The organism is Parabacteroides sp. AF18-52 (genome assembly GCF_003479145.1).
GTDB classification, from domain to species: domain Bacteria; phylum Bacteroidota; class Bacteroidia; order Bacteroidales; family Tannerellaceae; genus Parabacteroides; species Parabacteroides faecis.
Genome location: NZ_QUGR01000003.1, coordinates 1 through 19,902 on the forward strand (window position 1 = coordinate 1; position 19,902 = coordinate 19,902).

A 19,902-nucleotide genomic window follows, 5' to 3' on the forward strand; every position below is an offset into this window, starting at 1 on the left:
GAGTCAACCCTTTTTATTGATTAGGCAGAAAGTAGTCAACTAAAATCGTTAAACTACAGTTTCAATTTGTTTCTTCTGGATGAAACTGTTGTTTCTCTTAGGTGAAACTAATGTTTCATAAGGAAGAAACTTTGTAAGCCTCTACGATTGAGACTCCGCTAGACGTACCGATGCGGGTAGCGCCTGCCTTAATCATGGCTAATGCCGTATCCAGGTCGCGGATGCCGCCTGCTGCTTTCACTCCGATTTCCGGACCAACTACCCGGCGCATCAGGGCAACGTCTTCTACGGTGGCTCCGGCCGTGCCGAAACCGGTCGAAGTCTTCACGAAATCGACACCTGCTTCTTTGGCGATTTGGCAGACTGTCTCCTTTTCTGCATCAGACAGGTAGCAGGTTTCCAGAATCACTTTACAGATCACGCCTGCCGGTTTGCAGATGGCTACCATATCTTCGATTTCTTTCTTTACGATGTCCAATCTTCCTTTTTGCAGAGCGCGGACATTAATTACCGTATCGATTTCCGTTGCTCCTTTTTCGATGGCATCGCGTGTTTCAAACGCTTTGCATTCGGTGGTCGTCTGGCCTAACGGAAATCCGATGGCTGCACCGACACGAACAGGCGAACCTTCCAGCAGTTTGACGCAGGTTTCTACTTCTGCCGGATTGATGGCTACCATTGCAAATTCATATTTCCGTGCTTCGGCACACAGTTTTTCGATGTTCTCTGCCGTGCCGAAAGGTTTCAGGAAGGTATGATCGATCATTCCTGCCAATTTTTCTGCTGTTAAGTTTGCGATTATTTCGTTCATGATAAATGATGTTTAGAATGTTAATACTGTTTTTATTACTTCGTTACGTTTTACGGCTTCCAGAGCCTCGTTTATTTGTTCAATCTTAAAGCGATGGGAGATAAAGTCGGAGGCAGACAGACGGCCTTCACGTATCCATCCGGTCAGTGCGATCATGGCCCGTTTCTCTTCCGAGCGGGTCGGCCAGCGGTGGATGTAGAGGTTGAAGTTATACGGAGCCTGATCTAAATCGATTGTCGGATTTTTGGTCATTACACCGTAGACGCAAATGTCGCCGGCCATTTTGATAAGCGGCAGAGCCGAGTTAACGATGGATGGCAAACCTACTGCATCGATGATCGTATCGTACGAACGGTTGGCTGCGGCTATAAATTCAGGGGTGGCGATTTCTGCCGGAGTATATCCGTTGTCTGCTCCCATCTGTTTGGCCAGTTCCAGCTTGGCGGGAAGCATATCGACGATATCCACCTGTCCCAGGCCGAACAACTTGCCCAGTTTGACGAAACTCAACCCGACGGGACCGGCACCGAATACCATTACTTTCTTGCCCGGAGCCAGACGGAAGTCTTTAAATGCGCCGACTATCTCACGCCAGGTGCACGCTATTACTGCTTCTTCCGGCTGTATATCGGCAGGTACGGCATTCTGAATCTCAAAGCTGTCCCAGCAGCCCTGTTCCGGTGTGGCGAGGCCTTCTTCCTGTAACACTTCGAAATCGTTCACGACAACATATTCGCTGAAGCCTCCCCAGGCACTGTTCAATCCAGGAGTTGTAAAAGTAGCATTCAACCCGCCGATGGCCCTGTCACCCACACGGAAGTTACGAACTTTAGCCCCGACTTCCACTACGATACCAACATTCTCATGTCCCAGAGCCATCGGGAACTGGTCTGCTCCGGGGAAATGCCCGGATATCAGTTTACTGTCGGTTGCATTACACAAGGCTACCATCTCGGTTTTCACCAAAGCCTGATACGGCGTGATAGCCGGTATATCTATCTCCCGGATTTCTACTACGCCGGGAGCTGTTGCGATTACGCTTTTCATTTGTCCTTTCATCTTCTTTCTTATAGGTTTAAATTCGATAAGTCGGTATAGACCTCTTTCAAATGGTCGTATGTTTTATCGAATACTCCGATTAATTCCTGATATTTCTCCACATTGGCTGGGATAGGGGTGATTTTCTTATCGATATGGATAAAGCGGTCGGTTACGCTGAAGTCCTTGAACAGTCCGGCTCCGATACCGGCCAGGATAGCGGCACCCATCGAGGTGGCTTCTTCCAGATAGTTCGGTATCTTTATTTCTGTCTGGTAGATGTCGGCCATCATTTGCTGCCAGATCGGATTTTTGGCACAGCCGCCTATCACGGTCATATTCTCAACCGGTACGTGGTTACGGAATATATTCACGATAAGTCCCAGGTTCAAGGTGATACCTTCCATGACGGAACGAAGCATATCTCCATGCGTATGTCCTACGGTCAGTCCGATAAAGGCTCCTTTGGCATTTACGTTCCAGCGCGGGGAACGTTCGCCCATAAGGTAGGGCAGGAACAGCAGCTTGTTGGAACCTATCGGTGATTTCCGGATTTGTTCGTCGATCAGTTCGTATACATTTCCTTTCCTTTGTCTGGCTTCTTCCTGTTCCTGTTGGCACAGTTGCTGAACCATCCAATTATAGGAAGCTCCTGCCGTCTGCATGGTGCCGGACGGATGAAGCATACCCGGAACGACATGCGCCCAGTTCATCGTGCGCCGCTGTTCGTCGACAACAGGTTTCTCTACAGTCAGGGCTACCCATGAGGAAGATCCCAGGTAGTTGTAAGATGTTCCCGGAGCTACGCAGCCAACGCCTACTCCGGCACAACTGCCGTCACCGCCTCCGCAAACGACCGGTGTCCCTTTCCGGAGTCCGGTAGCTTTGGCAGCTTCTTCCGTTACCTCGCCTATCACATCGATGGAGGAGCGTACTTCCGGGAACAGCGAAATATCCAGTCCGGCTGCCTCGATGATCTCTTCACTCCAGGCCCAGCGATTCAGGTCGTAGGCATTCGTACCGGATGCATCCGACGGATCGGTGGCAATCGTACCGCAAAGACGGAAATTGATATAATCCTTAGCATTGAGCATCTTGTAAGTATTCGTGAATACTTCCGGCAGATGTTTCCGTATCCACATGAGCTTTTCTATCGAATAAGAGGCACTGATGCGATGGCCTGTTATCTCGTAGAAATGAAGCGGATCGATCTTCCCGGCCAGGAACGCTTCCTCCTCCTGCGAACGCTGATCACAATACAATAGGTGGGGATAAAGCGGATTTCCTTTTTTATCGACGCATAAACAACCCATCATTTGTCCGCTCAGGGCAACCCCGGCAATATCATCTGGCGAAACGATTTGCAATAGTGCATGAGTCGTTTCAACGATCGCTTTCCACCAATCCGCAGGATTTTGTTCCGCCCGGTTACCGGCAGCGTAATCGGTACGGTAAGAGGCTACATAGGAGGCGACCAGCATACCTTCTTCGTTGAATAAAGTCGCCTTGTTGCCACTCGTGCCTAAGTCGTGTGCAATAACGTATTTTGACATGGTCTATAGAATATTATTTATAATGCAGCATTCGTATATCCGGTCAGTCCGACCAGAATACCTCCAACGATCCCTCCGGCTATAATAACCACCCAGCGCGGGAATGCTTCTTTCAATAAGCCCAGACGTTGGCCTTTCGGGGCGCAGAGCGTATCGCAAACCACAAATCCCATCGCAATGGCCCAACCCATATCTACCCAGGGAGCACTTCCGCGTGCACCTTGATGGATCAGGCTGAACTGCATCGGCAGTCCATTTGCATCCGGAGCCAGCCCGGTGGAGAAACCGAAGCCGGGCAATTTATGGTTGACGAGCCAGAACGTTCCTATGATTAATGCGGCGGCGATAAAGCCTCCCTTTGCTCCAAAGTCCCTGACCAGTTTAGGCCAGCAGAATATAACCGTGAATGTGACGGCGAAAGAACCGAATATACTGGTGATGATACCGGCATTGTACATGCCGAACAGTTCATTGTAAATCTGTAACCACTCGCTCATACTGCCTCCTCCTCTTTTGACAGGCGGTTACCGCACGAACGCATCGCCCAGATAGTCAGACCGGCCAAAGCTCCCCCGATCAGACAACAAAGCAGGGTAGGAGCCGCCAGAAAGAATTGTGTGATGTCGCCCTGGAAACGGACGATCCCCCAGGCTATACCGGCGGAACCGATACACCATCCCTGGTCCAGCCATATCTTTCCTTCCGGGTTTAATATGGCTCCGTTGTAATGGTTCATGTACCACATGATCCCGATGATAAGTGTAGCCGCCAGCCATCCTCCCATGAGGCCGTAGGTCTTCCAAAGCTCCGGCCAGATGCCGAAAGCAAAACCTCCGCATATGGCCGATCCGGCAAATGTAGATAAGTAGTGTTTCATGATATTATGGTTAATCTGTTAGTTAAGTTGCAATTTAGCTAGTGTAAAAGGCTTGTCGTGTCCGGTATTTACTTTGTCGGGGCCTGTTACGATATCGAAACAGGAAACGATTACCTGGTCGTTCCATACGATCGGTTCTCCCGGCTGGTCGAGTCCGCCGTCGCTTCCGTCGCAATCCGGACTCTGGGCGATACGCTGAATACGACCGTCCTTATCGATGCGGGCAACAGCATTCTCGGAGAAATCGGCTACCCAGATATTTCCGTCGTCATCGATACACATCCCGTCGGTGGTACGTAACTGTGAAGGGTCCTGTGCCCAGATCTCATTACTGGTTACATTGCTGTTGCCATCCATTGTTATCCGGTGGATAGTACCGTCACCGAAGTTGCCTACATATAAATAACCTTCCTTATCGAACACGATGCCATCCAGTCCGTACTGTACATCTTTGTTCTTGGTAATGACGGTGGTGATCAGGTTTTTATCTTCCCGGGTATTGGTGATCTTTATATTTTTATCATTCTTATCGAAACAATATACACCGCTGACCAGCAAACCGGACGGGTCCTGGATGGAAGACAAGGAGCTTTGGGTTACATATAATTTCCCGTTCCTGAAGCGGATTCCGTTCGGATGCTCCATGCCGGAAGCTACTTCAATAACTTCTTTCAGCTTATACCCGTCTAATTTTAAACAGAGTATTCTCCCTTTGTTTTTGGCCTTTTCGGCTCCGCTCCATCCCTGGTTGTCGCAAATGAAAAGGTTACCCTCGTCATCGAAAGTGATTCCCATGGGTGCGGCCCAACCCGTTTCCGGTAATACGGGCACATCCATCCATTTACTGATTTTTCCCTCTTTGGTAATCTGCATCAGGCAGGCCGGTTTTGACAGATTTGCAAAATTGGGACAAGCCAGGATGAGGTCACCGTTCGGGGCAATAGCCATACCGTCGGGTGTCGGGCAATCGTCTGGCAATATCATAAACAGTTCGCTTTTTTGCATGGTGGTAACATCGGCTACCGTAGCGGCATTCTTTTGAGAAGTCCTGTGGCAAGCACCGAATAAGACCGATAATAAGATAGACATTAAAAACACTTTTCTCATGATATATAGATTTGTTGATATATTAGTCAGACTCAAAAAGGAGGGTTATCCCTTAAAGCTATCTGTTGTTTTTTTCATTTTTTCGTTGGCAAAGGAATATAATCCTGTAGTAATAAGGTTTCAGTAATCGGTCAAATATCTTCAAAAATCAATCGTAAACTTGCTTATATCAACTTTTTCAATGTGTATCTGAGCATATTTCTGACAACCAGGTAATGAAAAGGGCATATAGTATAGAAGTAAACATATCCCAGCCAGTAATGGAAATGTACAACGGTAATACTTCTGATCTTTTTACGATTTCCTTCGAGGTTTTCTATATGGATGGATAAATAAGCGCAGAGATGTTTATCGTCGAGACAAACAATTGTTTCTTGTGGGGATTTGTCCGTGACACTGGCAAAACTACAATTGCCTCCTGACCGGATACATTCTTTAAACTCCTGAATCTTTCCTTCTCCGGCTTGTAAGCCGAATGGCTTTACCAGTAGATTCCGTAGTTTGAACAGCTGATTCACCCAGCCAGGCATAGTTGTCCAGAATGATACCTGAATATCGTCCGGCGTGATCTTTTTATCCGAGTCTGTTTCACATTCGAATGAGTCCGAATAATTAGCCGGAAGATATTGGTTTATCAGGCTATCAGGAGGAATAGTAGAATTTCTTACTTTCATAATGTTTCTGTATTTCAGTTAGAACAGAGACAAATATAACTTATTTCTGAAATATTTCCGGATATTTCCGAATGAAATACGTAGGGGTACAACTCCAGGCATGGCAGTAACTATTAACCGGATAGAAGTTGTAGGGTGACAGGTATTCATTCCGGGGATCATAGACTTCCCAGAAGGTATCAGCCCCTTTGTGGATCATTCCGCCCCAGTATTCCGCCATTTCTTTTTTGGCTTCTTCTTTCAATCCCGATTTGATCAGGGCTTCTATATAATAATGGAAGAGGTAAGGTGCTCCCGGCGTACATACATTTTCTGTCGTTTTCAAAGCCCTTAATGCCCTTTGGGCTTCTTTTTGTGTGGGTACTTCGCTTAATACCATCCAGATCTGGGAGGCGTACGATACCTGGTCGTTCAGTATGCCGGTGAACAGTCCTGTTTTTGGATTATAATAATGCTTGCGGACTGCTTTTTTCATTTTTTTGATAAGCTCCGGTAATTGCGATACCTCATTTTCTTTGTTCAGCAGTTGTGCTAGTTCGTAGGCTTCCCGGAATGCGAAAATGGTAACGCCATGGAATGCTACTTCCCGATGTAACCCATCTTTCCAGTCGAAGAATATCCACCATTCACGGGAGGCTTGCTCGTAATTCATCATTCCGTCGTCCTGTAGATATTTGTAGGCCGATTCCAGTTGTTTTTTAACGACGGGCCACAGGTCTCCCGCTGTCTCCCTGTCTCCGGTTTCCAGTAAGTAGTCTTTGAGGGTCACGCCAAACAGGAAAGAATAGTCATATAGATGTTGTTTGGCCTGGGGCTTCGGTTCCGGAGCTTCAAAAACAGTCGCATTCAGTTTTCCGTTGTGTTCGCTTAAACTGGCAAGCAGATACAGGCATCGTTTGGTCAGGTCGTACTGTTTGAAAGAATAATTGTTTGCCAATGCTTCCAGATACAGGTCTCCCAGCCATAAGCGCTGGTCTCTTTTAGGACCGTCTTCATAAACGGTTTGCATACATTCTTTTAATGTATTCAGGCTAACCCTGTCTATATCCTTGAACAGTTGAGGTGTGGTTGCCGATAACTCTTCAGGTGTGTTGACAGCCGACGTCACTGCGTCACATTTCATTCCGGAAATACAGAAATCGTAACCGGGAGGTGTGGCGATCAACTCTATTTTTACATATCTGAAGGAGACGCGGCGGGGAATGGTCATTGTTGCAGGCATCGTCATCACGGTAACAACCTCATCCTGTAACCATGCACGGCTGAGTCCTCCCTGATAGGGATCGAAAGGTGTGACCAGTTCCGACGGTACTTCTCCGAATGTCAGCTTGAAACGGGCAGGTGCGTCGGATTCGGCTCTCAACAAGTCTGTACTGAAGCTGAAACTTCCTGTTATATGTTCCCCAAAGTCTACGATAACGGACTTTGTCTCTTTAAACGAACTGTCGTATAATTTGTTTATAGGGGCAGTCTGAACTGCTTTATATTGTTGAAATGCTGTTTCGTCTTTAACTATATTGACCAGGGCGACAGGCTTTTTTTCGGTAACGGTCAGCCTTGGAATACTTTGTTCTGCTTTTTCAGCCCAGGAAGCACGTTGGGGTGCGTAAAAATCTTGTCCGTAGGCTGTTATGAAACAACTGGTAAGTAAACAGTTTAAGAGAAGTCTTTTTAGGGTCGTTTTCATGTTTCTGTAGATTATGAGTAAGTGTTTCGTCAAAAGTATTCTTTCTTGAAATAGCGGATAAAATTACCGTTTATCTGGTGGATGCATGTTGTATTATTGATATTAAATGTTACAAAAATGATACGGTGATAAAGTTTGATTGATTTTATCCTTTTCGTGTTCGTATAGCGTATTTATTATAAAGTTTTTTTCTACATTTACAAATCTAACTTTTTGCTAATCAATATACATGTGAATATGAGCCTTTCAAGAAGAACCTTTATCAAGTCGAGTGTGGTATCCGTACTGGGAATTCCTTTTATGCAAGGATGCCGGTTTATTGACAGTAGAGAAAATGAAGGAGACAGTTTGTTTATGCTGTTTCAGAATCCGCCTGTTACTTCCAGGCCGTTTGTCCGCTGGTGGTGGAATGGGGATAAAGTGACGGCAAAAGAAATTTTACGGGAGCTTGATATAATGAAAGCGGCCGGTATCGGAGGGGTCGAGATCAACCCGATCCGTTTCCCGGGAGGGGATGATCTGGGTATTCCTTCGTTGGAATGGTTAAGTCCCGAATGGATCGAAATGGTAAAAGTTGCTTTGGCCGGAGCGGAGGAACGAGGAATGATCTGCGATATTATTGTTGGGTCAGGATGGCCTTTCGGAGGAGAGTTCCTGCAACCGGAAGAACAGACCCAACTGATGACACAGACCGCCCAAAAAGTAAAAGGCCCCGGTAAGGTGCAGTTGAAAACAGCTGATTTGCTGAAGGAAGCATCTCCGCAGGTCGGTTCCAGATATGAAGGTTCGACCAGTGAATTGCATGCGCTTTGTCTGGCTCCTCTTGAAATGGACACTTTCTCTGCCGGAAAAGATATTCCTTTTGAGAAGGGGGCGGAGATAATCACTGTGGAGCTGCCGGAAGGAGAGTATATTCTCTATGCCTTGGTGAAGGTTATCGGATTCCAGGCTGTGATCAATGGGGCGCCCGGTGCCGCCGGTCCCGTATTAAACCATTATAATCAGGTGGCAGTGGAAAAATTCCTGAACCGCATGTCGGATAATCTGTTTCCTGCTATCAAAGGATTGAAAGGATTCCGTGCTATGTTCTGCGACAGCATGGAGCTGGAAGGAGCAAATTGGTGTCATGATTTTACCGATGAGTTTCAAAAGCGCAGAGGGTATGATGTTACTCCTTATTTACCTTTCATCCTGTATAAAGTCGGACATATGGGGCATGCGATCGAGGGAGCTGCGGCAACGAAGTTGTCCGGCGAAGCGAAAGAAGAGGTCGACCGCGTTCGTTATGACTTTTTTGTAACCTGTATGGATATTGTCCGGGATCGTTTCTTGAAACCTTATACACAATGGTGTAATAAATATAATTTCAAATCGAGGGTTCAGGCTTATGGACGCGAATTCCATCCGCTGGAAGCATCGTTTGAAGTGGATATACCCGAATGTGAAACCTGGTTCTGGAATGCAGACAGTTGTGATAAGGATGCTTTCGTCAAATCACCGACGGATACGAACGTGAATAAATTCGTATCATCTGCTGCTCATTATTCAGGAAAAAGATTGGTTAGTTGTGAGGAGATCACCAATACGAATAATGCTTTTAATGCCACGTTGGAAAAAATTAAGATGACAGGCGACCAGAGTAATCTTTCCGGTGTCACCCATTCGATACTGCATGGTTTCAACTATAGTCCTCTGGAAGTCCCGTTCCCCGGCTGGATTATGTACGGGGCATTCTTGAATGAACGTAATAGCTGGTGGCCTTATTTCAACCTGTGGGCGACCTACAAGACCCGTGTGTCGACTGTACTTCAGGAGTCGGACTTTTTTGCCGATATTGCCGTGATGCATCCGTTGGCAGACATGTGGACGATACACGGACCGCAGCGTGATCCGTTCCCCGGCCTGCTTTATCCGTCTTATCAATATAAGGTATGGGAAGCGATCCATCAGAATGGGAATAGTTGCGACTATATAAGTGAAAATGTTATTCAACAGAGTAGTTTCAAGAAAGGAAATCTGGTATTTAATAAAAGAAAATATAATACTTTATTATTACTGGAAGTCGAATCGATGATGTCGGCAACGGCTGAGGCGTTGGTTGAATTTGTAAAGGCCGGAGGTAAACTGATCTTTGTCGGAAAAGAGCCTTACAAGTCTCCGGGATTTAAAGATCATCAGGCCAACGACGAGAGGGTAAAGCAAGCGATCGGTCGTATCAAAGAATCCTATCCGTCGCAAGTCTTTACCGTGGATGCACCGACAGAGATGGTGCCGTGGTTCCGTCAGGTACAACAGCAGTGCGGTATCGTTCCTTATATGAAAATAGATGCACCGAGTCCCTATGTGAGTCAGATCCGTCATCAAACGGAGGATAAGGATATTTACTTCATCACGAATTGTAATCCGGAAGATAAGGTACGGATAAAGGCAACATTTGCAGCTAACGGAAAAACACCCTGGTTGTGGAATCCGGAAACAGGCGAACGGACTCCTTATCCTGTTTCTGCCGACTCTGCTTTACTGATAGACCTGGGACCGGCAGATTCCAAACTGATTGTTTTTGAGGAAATAAAGGTAGCCAAGCTTTCCATTCCGGCTGTACCTCTTCAAAGTTCGTCTCCTAAGGAACTGAGCGGATGGTCGGTGAGAATGGCACATATTAATGGTGAATCGACCAAGAGGGAACTGGATACATTGGTAGACTTCTCTGCCAGTCCGGAAACGCAGTCGTTTGCCGGAAACCTGTATTATGAAAAGACGGTAAATGATGCGGCAGGATTCTATTATCTGGATTTAGGGAAGGTGTACGGTGTCTCGGAAGTCAGTGTGAACGGAGAGAATTTAGGCAACAAATGGTATGGTAACCGAGTGTATCAGTTGCCGGAACATCTGGCGAAAGCTCCGGTTAAGTCGATACAGGTAAAGATTACGACTACTGTGGGTAATTATCTGAAAGCCACTCCTGAAAATAAGATCGGACAGGCATGGACACATTATCAGAAATGGGCACCGACGGGTATGTTGGGACCTGTTAAACTAATGTAGTAATATGTATAGATGATATGAATAGCAAATTGAATATGAGAAGGACAGGACTTTTGATCTGTCTTTTGGCTGGTTTTGTCTGGCTTGCAGGTGCCGAACCGTTACAGTTGAAGAAACTGACCTGCGAGTATGTGGAAAATCCATTAGGTACAGATGCCCTAACCCCAGTGCTTGGATGGCAATTGGAGTCACGAGCTCGCAATCAGATGCAATCGGCTTATGAGATACAGGTTTCTTTGAATGAAGATGATCTTCAGCATGGAAGGAAATTGGTCTGGAAAAGCGGAAAGGTCGATAGCCGACAGAATGTGAATATCACTTATTCAGGTAAAAAGTTAAAACCTTTTACCCGTTACTATTGGCGGGTTCGTGTTTATAATCAGGACGGTGAGGTTTCCGATTGGAGTCGGGCGGCTTGGTGGGAGACAGCCATGTTGTCTTCGGTTGACTGGAAAGCTGAGTGGATCGCGGACGGTTCCAAAGCACCGGAAAAGGAAGAGGATTTCTATAAGGATGATCCTGCCCCGCTCTTTCGTAGAGATTTCCAATTACGTAAACCGGTGCAGGAAGCTCGTTTATATATAGCCGGTATCGGATATTATGAAGCCAGTGTGAACGGAAAACGTGTCGGAGACCATGTGCTCGATCCAGGTTGGACCAATTATGGGAAACAAATATTATATAGTACGTATGATATTACTTCATTGATCGCCTCCGGAAAGAATACGATCGGTGTTATGTTAGGAAACGGATTCTATAATCCGCTACCTATCCGTATTTTTCAGCCTTTAAGAGAATATCTGACTATCGGTCGGCCTTGTCTGAAGGCACAGCTTCGTGTTCAGTATACAGATGGTTCTATAGAGACTGTATGTACGGATGGAAGTTGGAAAACAGCAACTGGTCCGATTATGCGTAACAATGTTTATCTGGGCGAACATTATGATGCCCGTCACGAGATTCCAGGTTGGGATACCGGGGATTTCGACGACGCCAATTGGAAACAGGCTATACTGGTACCGGAAATACCGACCGGACAATTGAGTGCCCAGATGCAGCCACCTGTCCGGGTTCTTGAAGTTATAAAACCGGTCAGAATGACTGAATGCCGTCCGGGAGAGTTTATATTCGATATGGGACAGAACTTTGCCGGTGTTGCACGTATTAAAGTCAAAGGTCCGAAAGGAACAGCCGTGAAAATTCGTTACGGAGAAGATGTCTATTCGGATGGTAGTTTGAATGTTATGACCTCGGTTGCCGGACAACAGAAGAAAGTCTGGAATGCCAATTGGAATATGCCCGGACAACCTCAGACTGCCTGGCAGGAAGATGTTTATGTTTTGAAGGGCGAAGATGAGGAAATATGGTCGCCTCGCTTTACATTTCATGGTTTTCGGTATATTGAAATAACCGGGTGGCCCGGTCGGCCCTCTCTGGCAGATATTGAAGGAGTTCGTTTGAGTGCAGATTTGCAGAAGACAGGGCGTTTCGAATGTTCTAACCCGATGCTAAATCGTTTGGATAAAGTACTTGACTATACATTCCACAGTAATTTATTCAGCGTGCAGTCTGATTGTCCGGCACGCGAAAAGTTCGGTTACGGCGGTGATATTGTCGGTACAGCCAGGACTTTCTGCTGGTTCTATGATATGGAGAATTTCTATCGAAAAGCGATTCAAGACTTTGCTAACGATCAACGCCCTGAAGGTGGGATAACGGAAACAGCTCCTTATAACGGAATTGCAGCAGAGGGGTTGGGAGACGATTCTGGTCCGATTGGCTGGCAATTGGCTTTTGCTTTCATGCAGAAGCAGTTATACGAATATTATGGTGATCTGCGAACTATCGTAGACTTTTACCCTGCTTTGCGTAGACAGGTGGAATTTCTCCGTTCGAAGGCAGAAGGGAATAGGATAGGAGGATGTATCAATGATCATGAAAGTCTTGAGGAACGTATTCCGTCATTGTTTGCAACGGCTCATTATTATCATCATGTGATTTTATTGGCAGAGTTTGCCTCTCTGACGAAACGGACAAAAGATGTTCAGACATATACTCAGTTGGCCTCAGAGATAAAGGAGGCTTTTATTAAAGAGTTTCTGAAGGCCGGTACAGGAAAAGTCGGTAATTGTACCCAGGCTGCGCAAGCTTTTGCCTTGTTCTATGACTTGATTCCTGAAAATGAAAAGGCTACAGCTTTCAATGTCCTGTTACAAGCAATTGATAAATGGGATGGGCATGTCGCTTCAGGTATTTTCGGAGTTCCCGCCGTCTTTGAGGTTTTGCGCCTAAACAACCGAAATGATATAGCTTATGAGATGGCGACCAAGAAAGACTTTCCGGGTTGGGGCCATATGTTGGAATCCGGTGCAACTACATTGTGGGAAACTTGGAGGTATTCGGATAATGTCTTTTCACAAAACCATCCGATGTTCGGTAGTGTAGGTGAGTGGATGTATCAATCTTTGGGAGGAATCACCCCGGGGGCTCCCGGTTTCAGTAAAGTTGTGATCAAGCCGCAACCGGCCGGCGATCTTTCGTGGGTAAATTGCAGTTATGAATCTGTAAACGGAACAATCGTAAGTAATTGGAAGAAGGAAGGGGATATCTTTGAACTTCAGGTAACAGTCCCTGCTAATACAACTGCGCGAATATATCTTCCCTCGTCGACAGATTCGAAGATAACAGAAAGCGGCAGCTCCCTGAAGGGGGTGTCTGATATGAAAATACTTGGATATGACAATGGTTTTTCCTGTATGGAGGTAGGATCGGGAGATTATAAATTTGTGGTGGAAAATAGGTGATCGTAAAATATGATCCGGTTTATAGAACATAGATGATATGTTCTTCATCAATAAAAGTTGTTTATGACGTCCTCAAAAACATTTTGAGGACGTCATAATTATTTTAGACATTCCCGTAAATAGAAAAAAATCATCTTCTTTCACAGGAGAGACAGCCATAGCTGGTTGAATAGTTATACTGAAGTTTCCTGGGATTATTTGTTCAGAGCCTTTAACAGATCTGAACCTGCGCGGAACTTGACAGATGTACGCGGCTTGATCATCACCGGTTCTCCTGTCTGGGGATTCCGGGCAGGCCGTTCGGTCTGTTGCCAGGGAAGAAATGTTCCGAATCCCTGGAATACGACCTGGTCACCATCCTGTAATGCTTCCGTAGCATTGTCTATAAAGGAGTTGATCACGGCTTTTACATCAGTTTTTGTCATGCCGGTATCTGTTGCTATTTGTTCGATCAATTTACTTTTATTCATATATCGCAGGTTTAAATCATTTTTGATCCAACTGTTTCGGATACTTGATCGGAAATAGTATTCTGCGGTAGAAGCAGAGTATCTTTATTTCCGAATAATATCCCTGAAATCAATGTCAGCATCTGTAATTTGGATGCGATGAACTTATTCTCATTACGTGAAACAGGTTTATTGAATTTAATGGAGTTCGTTAAGAACTTTGTTATTTATGTCGGCAAAGATAACAAATACAAAGGATCCACAATCAAATATCAGCTAAAATTCATCTCATATGCTTCGTTAAGTCCTTCGTACCAATGATTATTGAGAAGAATCCGGATTCTATTGAAGTACCATATAAGAATGAATAAGAGGTAGAAGTAAATTATGTTTCCTCTGATAGAGAGATGTAATATTCATTATATGCTAAAGGTAGTGGCATAGCAGTGGCACTGTAATGCCACCCTAGTGGCACAACTGGGCCATTATAGTGTCACTACCATGTCACAATCTAGCTGGAACCTCTTTCTCTTACACCTCTTTATTACCATTAGGAGAAGATAATAGGACTCTCCCTATGAAATAGCATGTAGTTTACTGAATTTTCCTTAGTTCTTAACGAACTACGTCCTATTCCCTCGATGACTTCATTATCGGACAGACTGTTCATTATCGGACACTTCTTTTGTTTGTATAGGGCAGATAATCAATGGTATAAGTTTTTGGCATAGCTTTTGCCTATAGCTGGGTAAAACATATATTACGATGAAAAAGATCTATATAGCCATTACTTACTTATTGCTGACAAGCTTTGGTTTGCGAGCCGAAGAACAAGATAATATTGTCCATCTGACGTTGAAAGAAGCGATCACATTGGCACAACACCAATCTGTAGATGCCGCCGTCGCTTTGAATGAGTTGAAAACGTCCTACTGGGAATACCGTACCCATGTAGCCGACCAGTTGCCGGAGGTCAATTTTAAAGGAACGATCCCTAGTTACAGCAAGCAATATACCCGTTACCAGCAGTCGGACGGAACCTATGCCTTTGTGCAGGATAATAACCTGTCGATGAGCGGTGCGATCTCTGTCGACCAGAATATAGCCTTGACCGGTGGCAAAATATCGTTGAATTCTTCCCTTAATTTCTCCCGCCAATTGGGAGATGGAGCTTTCAATGAATATATGAGTGTACCGATCGGCCTGACCCTGACGCAACCGATCTTCGGAGTGAACGACCAGAAATGGAACCGCCGGATCGAGCCTGTCCGTTACCAGGAGGCAAAGGCTGCCTATATCGAAAGTGTGGAAGGTGTAACGATCTCTACGATCGCTTATTTCTTCAACCTGTTGCTGGCAAAAGAGAATCTGGTAACCTCTGTCCAGAATCTGGATAATGCGAACAAACTCTATGATATTGCCATCGCCAAACGAAAGATCGGACATATATCCGAAAGTGAACTGATGCAATTGAAATTGTCGGCATTGCAGGCAAAGGGTAAATTGACGGAGGCACAGTCCAATCTGAATGCCAAGATGTTCCAGTTGCGCTCTTTCCTCGGGTTGAGCGAGGACGATGTGATAGAACCTGTCGTTCCTGAATCGGTACCGAATATGCGCCTTGTATATCAGGAAGTGTTGGAAAAGGCGCAGGAAAACAACTCATTTGCAAAACGTATTTTACGCGAACAACTGGAAGCCGATTATGCTGTAGCGACAGCGAAAGGAAAACGTCGCGATATCAATCTGTTTGCGTCTGTAGGATATACGGGAAAAGACAGTGACTTCAGAGGTGCTTATAATCCGTTGCGAGACAATCAGGTGGTCGAGGTCGGTTTTAGTATTCCTTTGCTGGACTGGGGGAAGCGGAAAGGTAAAGTAAAGGTAGCCGAGTCCAACCGCGAAGTCGTACTCTCCAAAAACCGGCAGGACCAGATGACCTTCAACCAAAATATCTTCCTGTTGGTGGAGAATTTTAATAATCAGGCTGCCCAGCTGGAAATAGCGGAAGAGGCGGACGAGATTGCCCAGAAGCGTTACCGGACATCTATCGAAACATTTATGATCGGAAAGATTAATATCCTTGACCTGAATGACGCCCAACAATCGAAAGACGAGGCAAAACAGAAACATATCCAGGAGTTGTACGGGTTCTGGAGTTATTTCTATAATGTCCGTAGTGTGACACTTTATGATTTCCTGAACGATCGCAATCTCGATGCAGACTTTGAGGATATCGTCAGAAAATAGTATCTTTACAAATCCAAAAAGAAACCTATATGATATTGATTGTTGATGATGACGCTGCTGTCCGTTCTTCGCTTACCTTTTTGTTGAAGCGGGCAGGCTTTGAACCGGAAGCTGTTCCGGGGCCTAATGAAGCGTTGGCTATCGTCCGCCGGGAAGCGCCGCAGCTGATTTTGATGGATATGAACTTTACCTTGACTACGACGGGAGAAGAAGGAATACAGTTATTAAAGCAAGTAAAGATATTTCAACCGGACGTCCCGGTTATATTGATGACTGCCTGGGGGTCTATCTCACTGGCTGTACAAGGTATGCAGGCAGGAGCTTTCGATTTTGTCACCAAGCCCTGGAATAACCTCGTGTTGCTGAAGTCGATCCGTACGGCGCTTGAGTTGAATGAACAGAAAAAGGAAAAGAATTCGCCCCTGAACCGGAGTGATGCCGATAATAAATTCCACTTTGAAAAGATAATCGGCCAGAGTGATGCTTTGATGGAGGTGTTGGGTACTGTTTCACGTATAGCCCCAACGAATGCTTCCGTGTTAATCACCGGCGAGAGTGGAACGGGGAAGGAGTTGATCGCTGAAGCGATCCATGCCAATAGTCCGCGGATGAAAGAAGCCTTCGTAAAGGTTAATCTGGGTGGACTGTCGCAAAGCCTTTTTGAAAGTGAGATGTTCGGACATAAAAAGGGAGCATTTACGGATGCCTATATCGACCGTACAGGACGTTTTGAAATGGCCAATAAGGGAACTATCTTTCTGGATGAGATAGGCGACCTGGAATTGTCTTGCCAGGTAAAACTATTACGTGTGCTGCAGGATCAGACATTTGAAGTGCTGGGTGACAGCCGTCCCCGCAAGGTCGATATCCGGGTGGTCAGCGCAACTAACTGTAATCTGCCGGAAATGGTGGCAACACGTACTTTTCGCGAGGATCTGTTCTACCGGATCAACCTGATCACCATTCATCTACCTGCACTTCGTGAAAGAAAAGACGATATTCCTTTGCTTGCCCGTTATTTTGCGGATAAGCAATCGGATATAAACGGTTTGCCGAGAGTTTCTTTCTCTTCCGATGCCGTCGGTTTTCTGCAGCGTCTTCCTTATCCGGGAAATATCCGTGAGTTGAAGAATCTGGTGGAAAGGACCATGTTGGTATCCGGCAAATCGTTGCTGGATGTTTCCGACTTTGAAGGGCAGTGTCTGAATCTGGGTAATAACCAGCCGGTACGGAAAGGCGGAAGCGTCAATTTCGAGGGAATGACATTGGATGAGATAGAAAAACAGACCATCTTGCAGGCACTGGAAACACATGAAGGGAATCTTTCGCATGTCGCCTCCGCTTTGGGCATCAGTCGGGCGGCCCTGTACCGCAGGCTGGAAAAATATGGAATACCTACCGATAAGTAAATGATATTCAGATGAAGGTCAAAGGATTGTTTTGGATATTGACAGGGTTACTGCTGACTATTTTAGGAGTGATTACTTATTATGTCTTCTACAATTTATCTTCTGCCCTGTTCTTCCTTGTAGAGGGACTTATCCTGATAACTATTCTGTATCTTTTCCTCTTTTATCGCCGCATCATCAAACCGTTGGATATTATCGGTAATGGTATGGAGTTGCTGAAAGAACAGGATTTCAGTTCCCGTCTGAGCCGCGTCGGACAGAAGGAAGCCGACCGTATCGTGGATATTTTCAATAAGATGATGGAACAGCTGAAGAACGAGCGTCTGCATCTGCGGGAGCAGAATCATTTCCTGGATTTGCTGATCAACGCATCTCCTATGGGTGTGATCATGCTGAACCTGGACGGTGAGATCATTTCGCTTAATCTGTCGGCCCGTATGATGTTCGGTCAACCGTCGTCTGTCGATTTTGCCGGGAAATCTTTTGCAGAAATAGACTCTCCGCTGGCAGTGGAGTTGGCGCGCATCCCTTTGTATGAATCGCAGACTGTCCGCCTGAATGATGCCAATATATATAAATGTACGCATTCTTCTTTTGTGGACAGGGGATTTCATCATTCGTTTTATCTGGTGGAGATACTGACACAGGAGGTATTCAAGGCAGAGAAGAAAGCCTACGAAAAGGTGATCCGTATGATTGCGCATGAGGTAAACAATACAACAGCAGGCATCACTTCTACCCTGGATACCCTGGAGTCGACTTTCAGCGAGATGGAAAACACGGAAGATATATGCGACGTGTTACGCGTCTCTATCGAACGTTGTTACAGCATGAGCCATTTCATAACGAACTTCGCTGATGTCGTGCGTATCCCGGAGCCGCAGTTGCGTAACCATGAATTGAATACAGTGGTGACTTCCTGTAAACGGTTTATGGAAACGATCTGTCAGAATCGTAATATCCGGATCATCATGGAACTGGATGAAATTTCTCCGGTTGTGAAGCTAGATAGTTCGCTTTTCGAACAGGTCCTGGTCAATATTATCAAGAATGCTGCGGAGTCTATCGGACATGACGGCCAGATCTATATTCGTACTTCACGCAATCCGGTCTGTCTGGAAATTACCGATACAGGTAAGGGCATAGATAAAGAGACTGAAAAGAAACTGTTCAGTCCTTTCTTCTCTACCAAACCCAACGGACAGGGCATCGGGTTGATCTTTATCCGCGAGGTACTACAGAAGCAGAATTGTTCTTTCTCCCTTCGTACCTATACGGATGGCCTGACCCGGTTCCGTATCCTTTTCGAATAAGATTATTTACTCGATCGACAGGAGGCTTTCTACTCTTTAAAAGAATAAACAGCCGATATGTTCACAATATCCGGATGAAGGGGAAGCGTCCATACGACCCGGTTATCCGGATCGACTTCTATCAGCAAAGGTTGCGATTTATCTTGGCTATGTCCGTTCCAGTTGCTTATCAATGTGTTCCCGTTCTTATATCGAACCAGTTCAGCTACGAATAATAAAGAGATGTTTGACAGGTCATCGTTTCCGACTTTCCTGACAATCTGTTTGCTTTCCGGGGCAATCTCGACGAAATAGTGCGCATCCCCGCATGAAACCAGCCAGTTCCCGTTTTTCAATATCTGGATAGCAAAAGGATTTCCTCCGCACTCGACCTTGTTGATGACCTCTTTCTCCTTATTCATTTCTATAACCTCTCCTTTTCCCATTAGCGGTATCAGATAGGTGTTTTGAGGTGTTTTTACAATTTGACGGAATTGGTCATGTACGCCGGTAATACTGGTATCGAACTCTATTTCTTCTACGGGTTGCCCGTGCGGATCGAGTTCGATGATTCGGGAAGGTGTACCGCAGATAGCCAGCATATAACGGCCGGACGGCAATTGGGTGGCAGTAAATAATTCTTCCCCCTTCTTGGCCTTGAAGTCCCACAGCGTCTGCTGTTCACGGTTGATCAGCCGGGCACCGGAGGTATAGGCATAGAAGATATTCCCTTCTTGGGTTATTTCAACATCGTTGCAATCCTCATGAGCTGCCAGCGGATGGCTCCATTCGATCTCTCCTGTTTTTTTGTCGAGAATCGCTACCTGTTTCCAGCCGCAGCCGGAAACGAGTAGCTTTTCTCTGGTGTCATTACATGAGCAATAAGTGCTAATCATTGCTATGAAA

At 45.7% G+C, this 19,902-nt stretch carries 15 protein-coding genes; 5 read left to right on the top strand and 10 right to left on the bottom strand.

Features of this window, described 5'->3' with window-relative positions:
• Window positions 1–115 precede the first annotated feature (115 nt).
• The 8 genes from deoC to DWX23_RS06895 form a co-directional block, all read right to left on the bottom strand.
• Window positions 116–811 (bottom strand): deoxyribose-phosphate aldolase, encoded by a 696-nt coding sequence (gene deoC / locus DWX23_RS06860; protein WP_122373947.1) that lies wholly within the window; start codon window positions 809–811, stop codon window positions 116–118.
• Window positions 812–823: 12 nt separating this feature from the next.
• Entirely contained in the window at window positions 824–1,858 is a 1,035-nt protein-coding gene (locus tag DWX23_RS06865; protein WP_122354013.1) for a zinc-binding dehydrogenase, read from the bottom strand.
• Between the two features lie 20 nt (window positions 1,859–1,878).
• Window positions 1,879–3,402, bottom strand: coding sequence for a xylulokinase (xylB, locus tag DWX23_RS06870; RefSeq protein ID WP_122373948.1), 1,524 nt, complete (start codon window positions 3,400–3,402; stop codon window positions 1,879–1,881).
• 17 nt (window positions 3,403–3,419) lie between these two features.
• Window positions 3,420–3,899, bottom strand: coding sequence for a hypothetical protein (locus tag DWX23_RS06875; RefSeq protein ID WP_122373949.1), 480 nt, complete (start codon window positions 3,897–3,899; stop codon window positions 3,420–3,422).
• A complete protein-coding gene (locus DWX23_RS06880; protein ID WP_075556422.1) occupies window positions 3,896–4,279 on the bottom strand; it encodes an electron transporter RnfD in 384 nt (127 codons plus the stop codon). The genes DWX23_RS06875 and DWX23_RS06880 overlap by 4 nt, the downstream gene beginning before the upstream one ends.
• 18 nt (window positions 4,280–4,297) lie before the next feature.
• Window positions 4,298–5,386: an SMP-30/gluconolactonase/LRE family protein gene (locus DWX23_RS06885; RefSeq protein WP_122373950.1), complete on the bottom strand. Its 1,089-nt coding sequence runs from the start codon at window positions 5,384–5,386 to the stop codon at window positions 4,298–4,300.
• A 164-nt stretch (window positions 5,387–5,550) separates the two neighbouring features.
• A complete protein-coding gene (locus DWX23_RS06890) occupies window positions 5,551–6,060 on the bottom strand; it encodes a DUF2867 domain-containing protein (RefSeq protein WP_122353944.1) in 510 nt (169 codons plus the stop codon).
• A 40-nt stretch (window positions 6,061–6,100) separates the two neighbouring features.
• The gene (locus tag DWX23_RS06895; RefSeq protein ID WP_122373951.1) at window positions 6,101–7,747 is read right to left on the bottom strand and encodes a family 78 glycoside hydrolase catalytic domain; all 1,647 of its coding nucleotides are present in this window, start codon (window positions 7,745–7,747) and stop codon (window positions 6,101–6,103) included.
• 237 nt (window positions 7,748–7,984) lie between these two features.
• Here DWX23_RS06895 and DWX23_RS06900 point away from each other — a divergent pair, with 237 nt between their 5' ends.
• Window positions 7,985–10,792 carry a glycosyl hydrolase gene (locus DWX23_RS06900; protein WP_122373952.1) on the top strand — a complete coding sequence of 936 codons (2,808 nt, stop codon included), beginning with the start codon at window positions 7,985–7,987 and terminating at the stop codon, window positions 10,790–10,792.
• Window positions 10,793–10,827: 35 nt separating this feature from the next.
• The gene (locus DWX23_RS06905; RefSeq protein WP_122373953.1) at window positions 10,828–13,596 is read left to right on the top strand and encodes a family 78 glycoside hydrolase catalytic domain; all 2,769 of its coding nucleotides are present in this window, start codon (window positions 10,828–10,830) and stop codon (window positions 13,594–13,596) included.
• A 194-nt stretch (window positions 13,597–13,790) separates the two neighbouring features.
• Here DWX23_RS06905 and DWX23_RS06910 read toward each other — a convergent pair whose 3' ends face one another.
• Window positions 13,791–14,066, bottom strand: a complete 276-nt coding sequence (locus tag DWX23_RS06910; protein WP_122353936.1) for an HU family DNA-binding protein — start codon at window positions 14,064–14,066, stop codon at window positions 13,791–13,793.
• A 744-nt stretch (window positions 14,067–14,810) separates the two neighbouring features.
• On the opposite strand from DWX23_RS06910, the gene DWX23_RS06915 reads away from it, so the two are divergent.
• Genes DWX23_RS06915 through DWX23_RS06925 form a run of 3 tightly spaced genes read left to right on the top strand, consistent with a single transcriptional unit; the run spans window position 14,811 to window position 19,017 of the window.
• Window positions 14,811–16,295: a TolC family protein gene (locus DWX23_RS06915; protein WP_122373954.1), complete on the top strand. Its 1,485-nt coding sequence runs from the start codon at window positions 14,811–14,813 to the stop codon at window positions 16,293–16,295.
• Window positions 16,296–16,324: 29 nt separating this feature from the next.
• Window positions 16,325–17,704 (top strand): sigma-54 dependent transcriptional regulator, encoded by a 1,380-nt coding sequence (locus DWX23_RS06920; RefSeq protein WP_122353934.1) that lies wholly within the window; start codon window positions 16,325–16,327, stop codon window positions 17,702–17,704.
• A gap of 11 nt (window positions 17,705–17,715) precedes the next feature.
• Window positions 17,716–19,017, top strand: a complete 1,302-nt coding sequence (locus DWX23_RS06925; RefSeq protein WP_122373955.1) for a PAS domain-containing sensor histidine kinase — start codon at window positions 17,716–17,718, stop codon at window positions 19,015–19,017.
• 29 nt (window positions 19,018–19,046) lie between these two features.
• Here the strand turns inward: DWX23_RS06925 and DWX23_RS06930 are convergent, their stop codons facing one another.
• Entirely contained in the window at window positions 19,047–19,892 is an 846-nt protein-coding gene (locus DWX23_RS06930; protein WP_229801123.1) for a hypothetical protein, read from the bottom strand.
• Window positions 19,893–19,902: the final 10 nt, after the last annotated feature.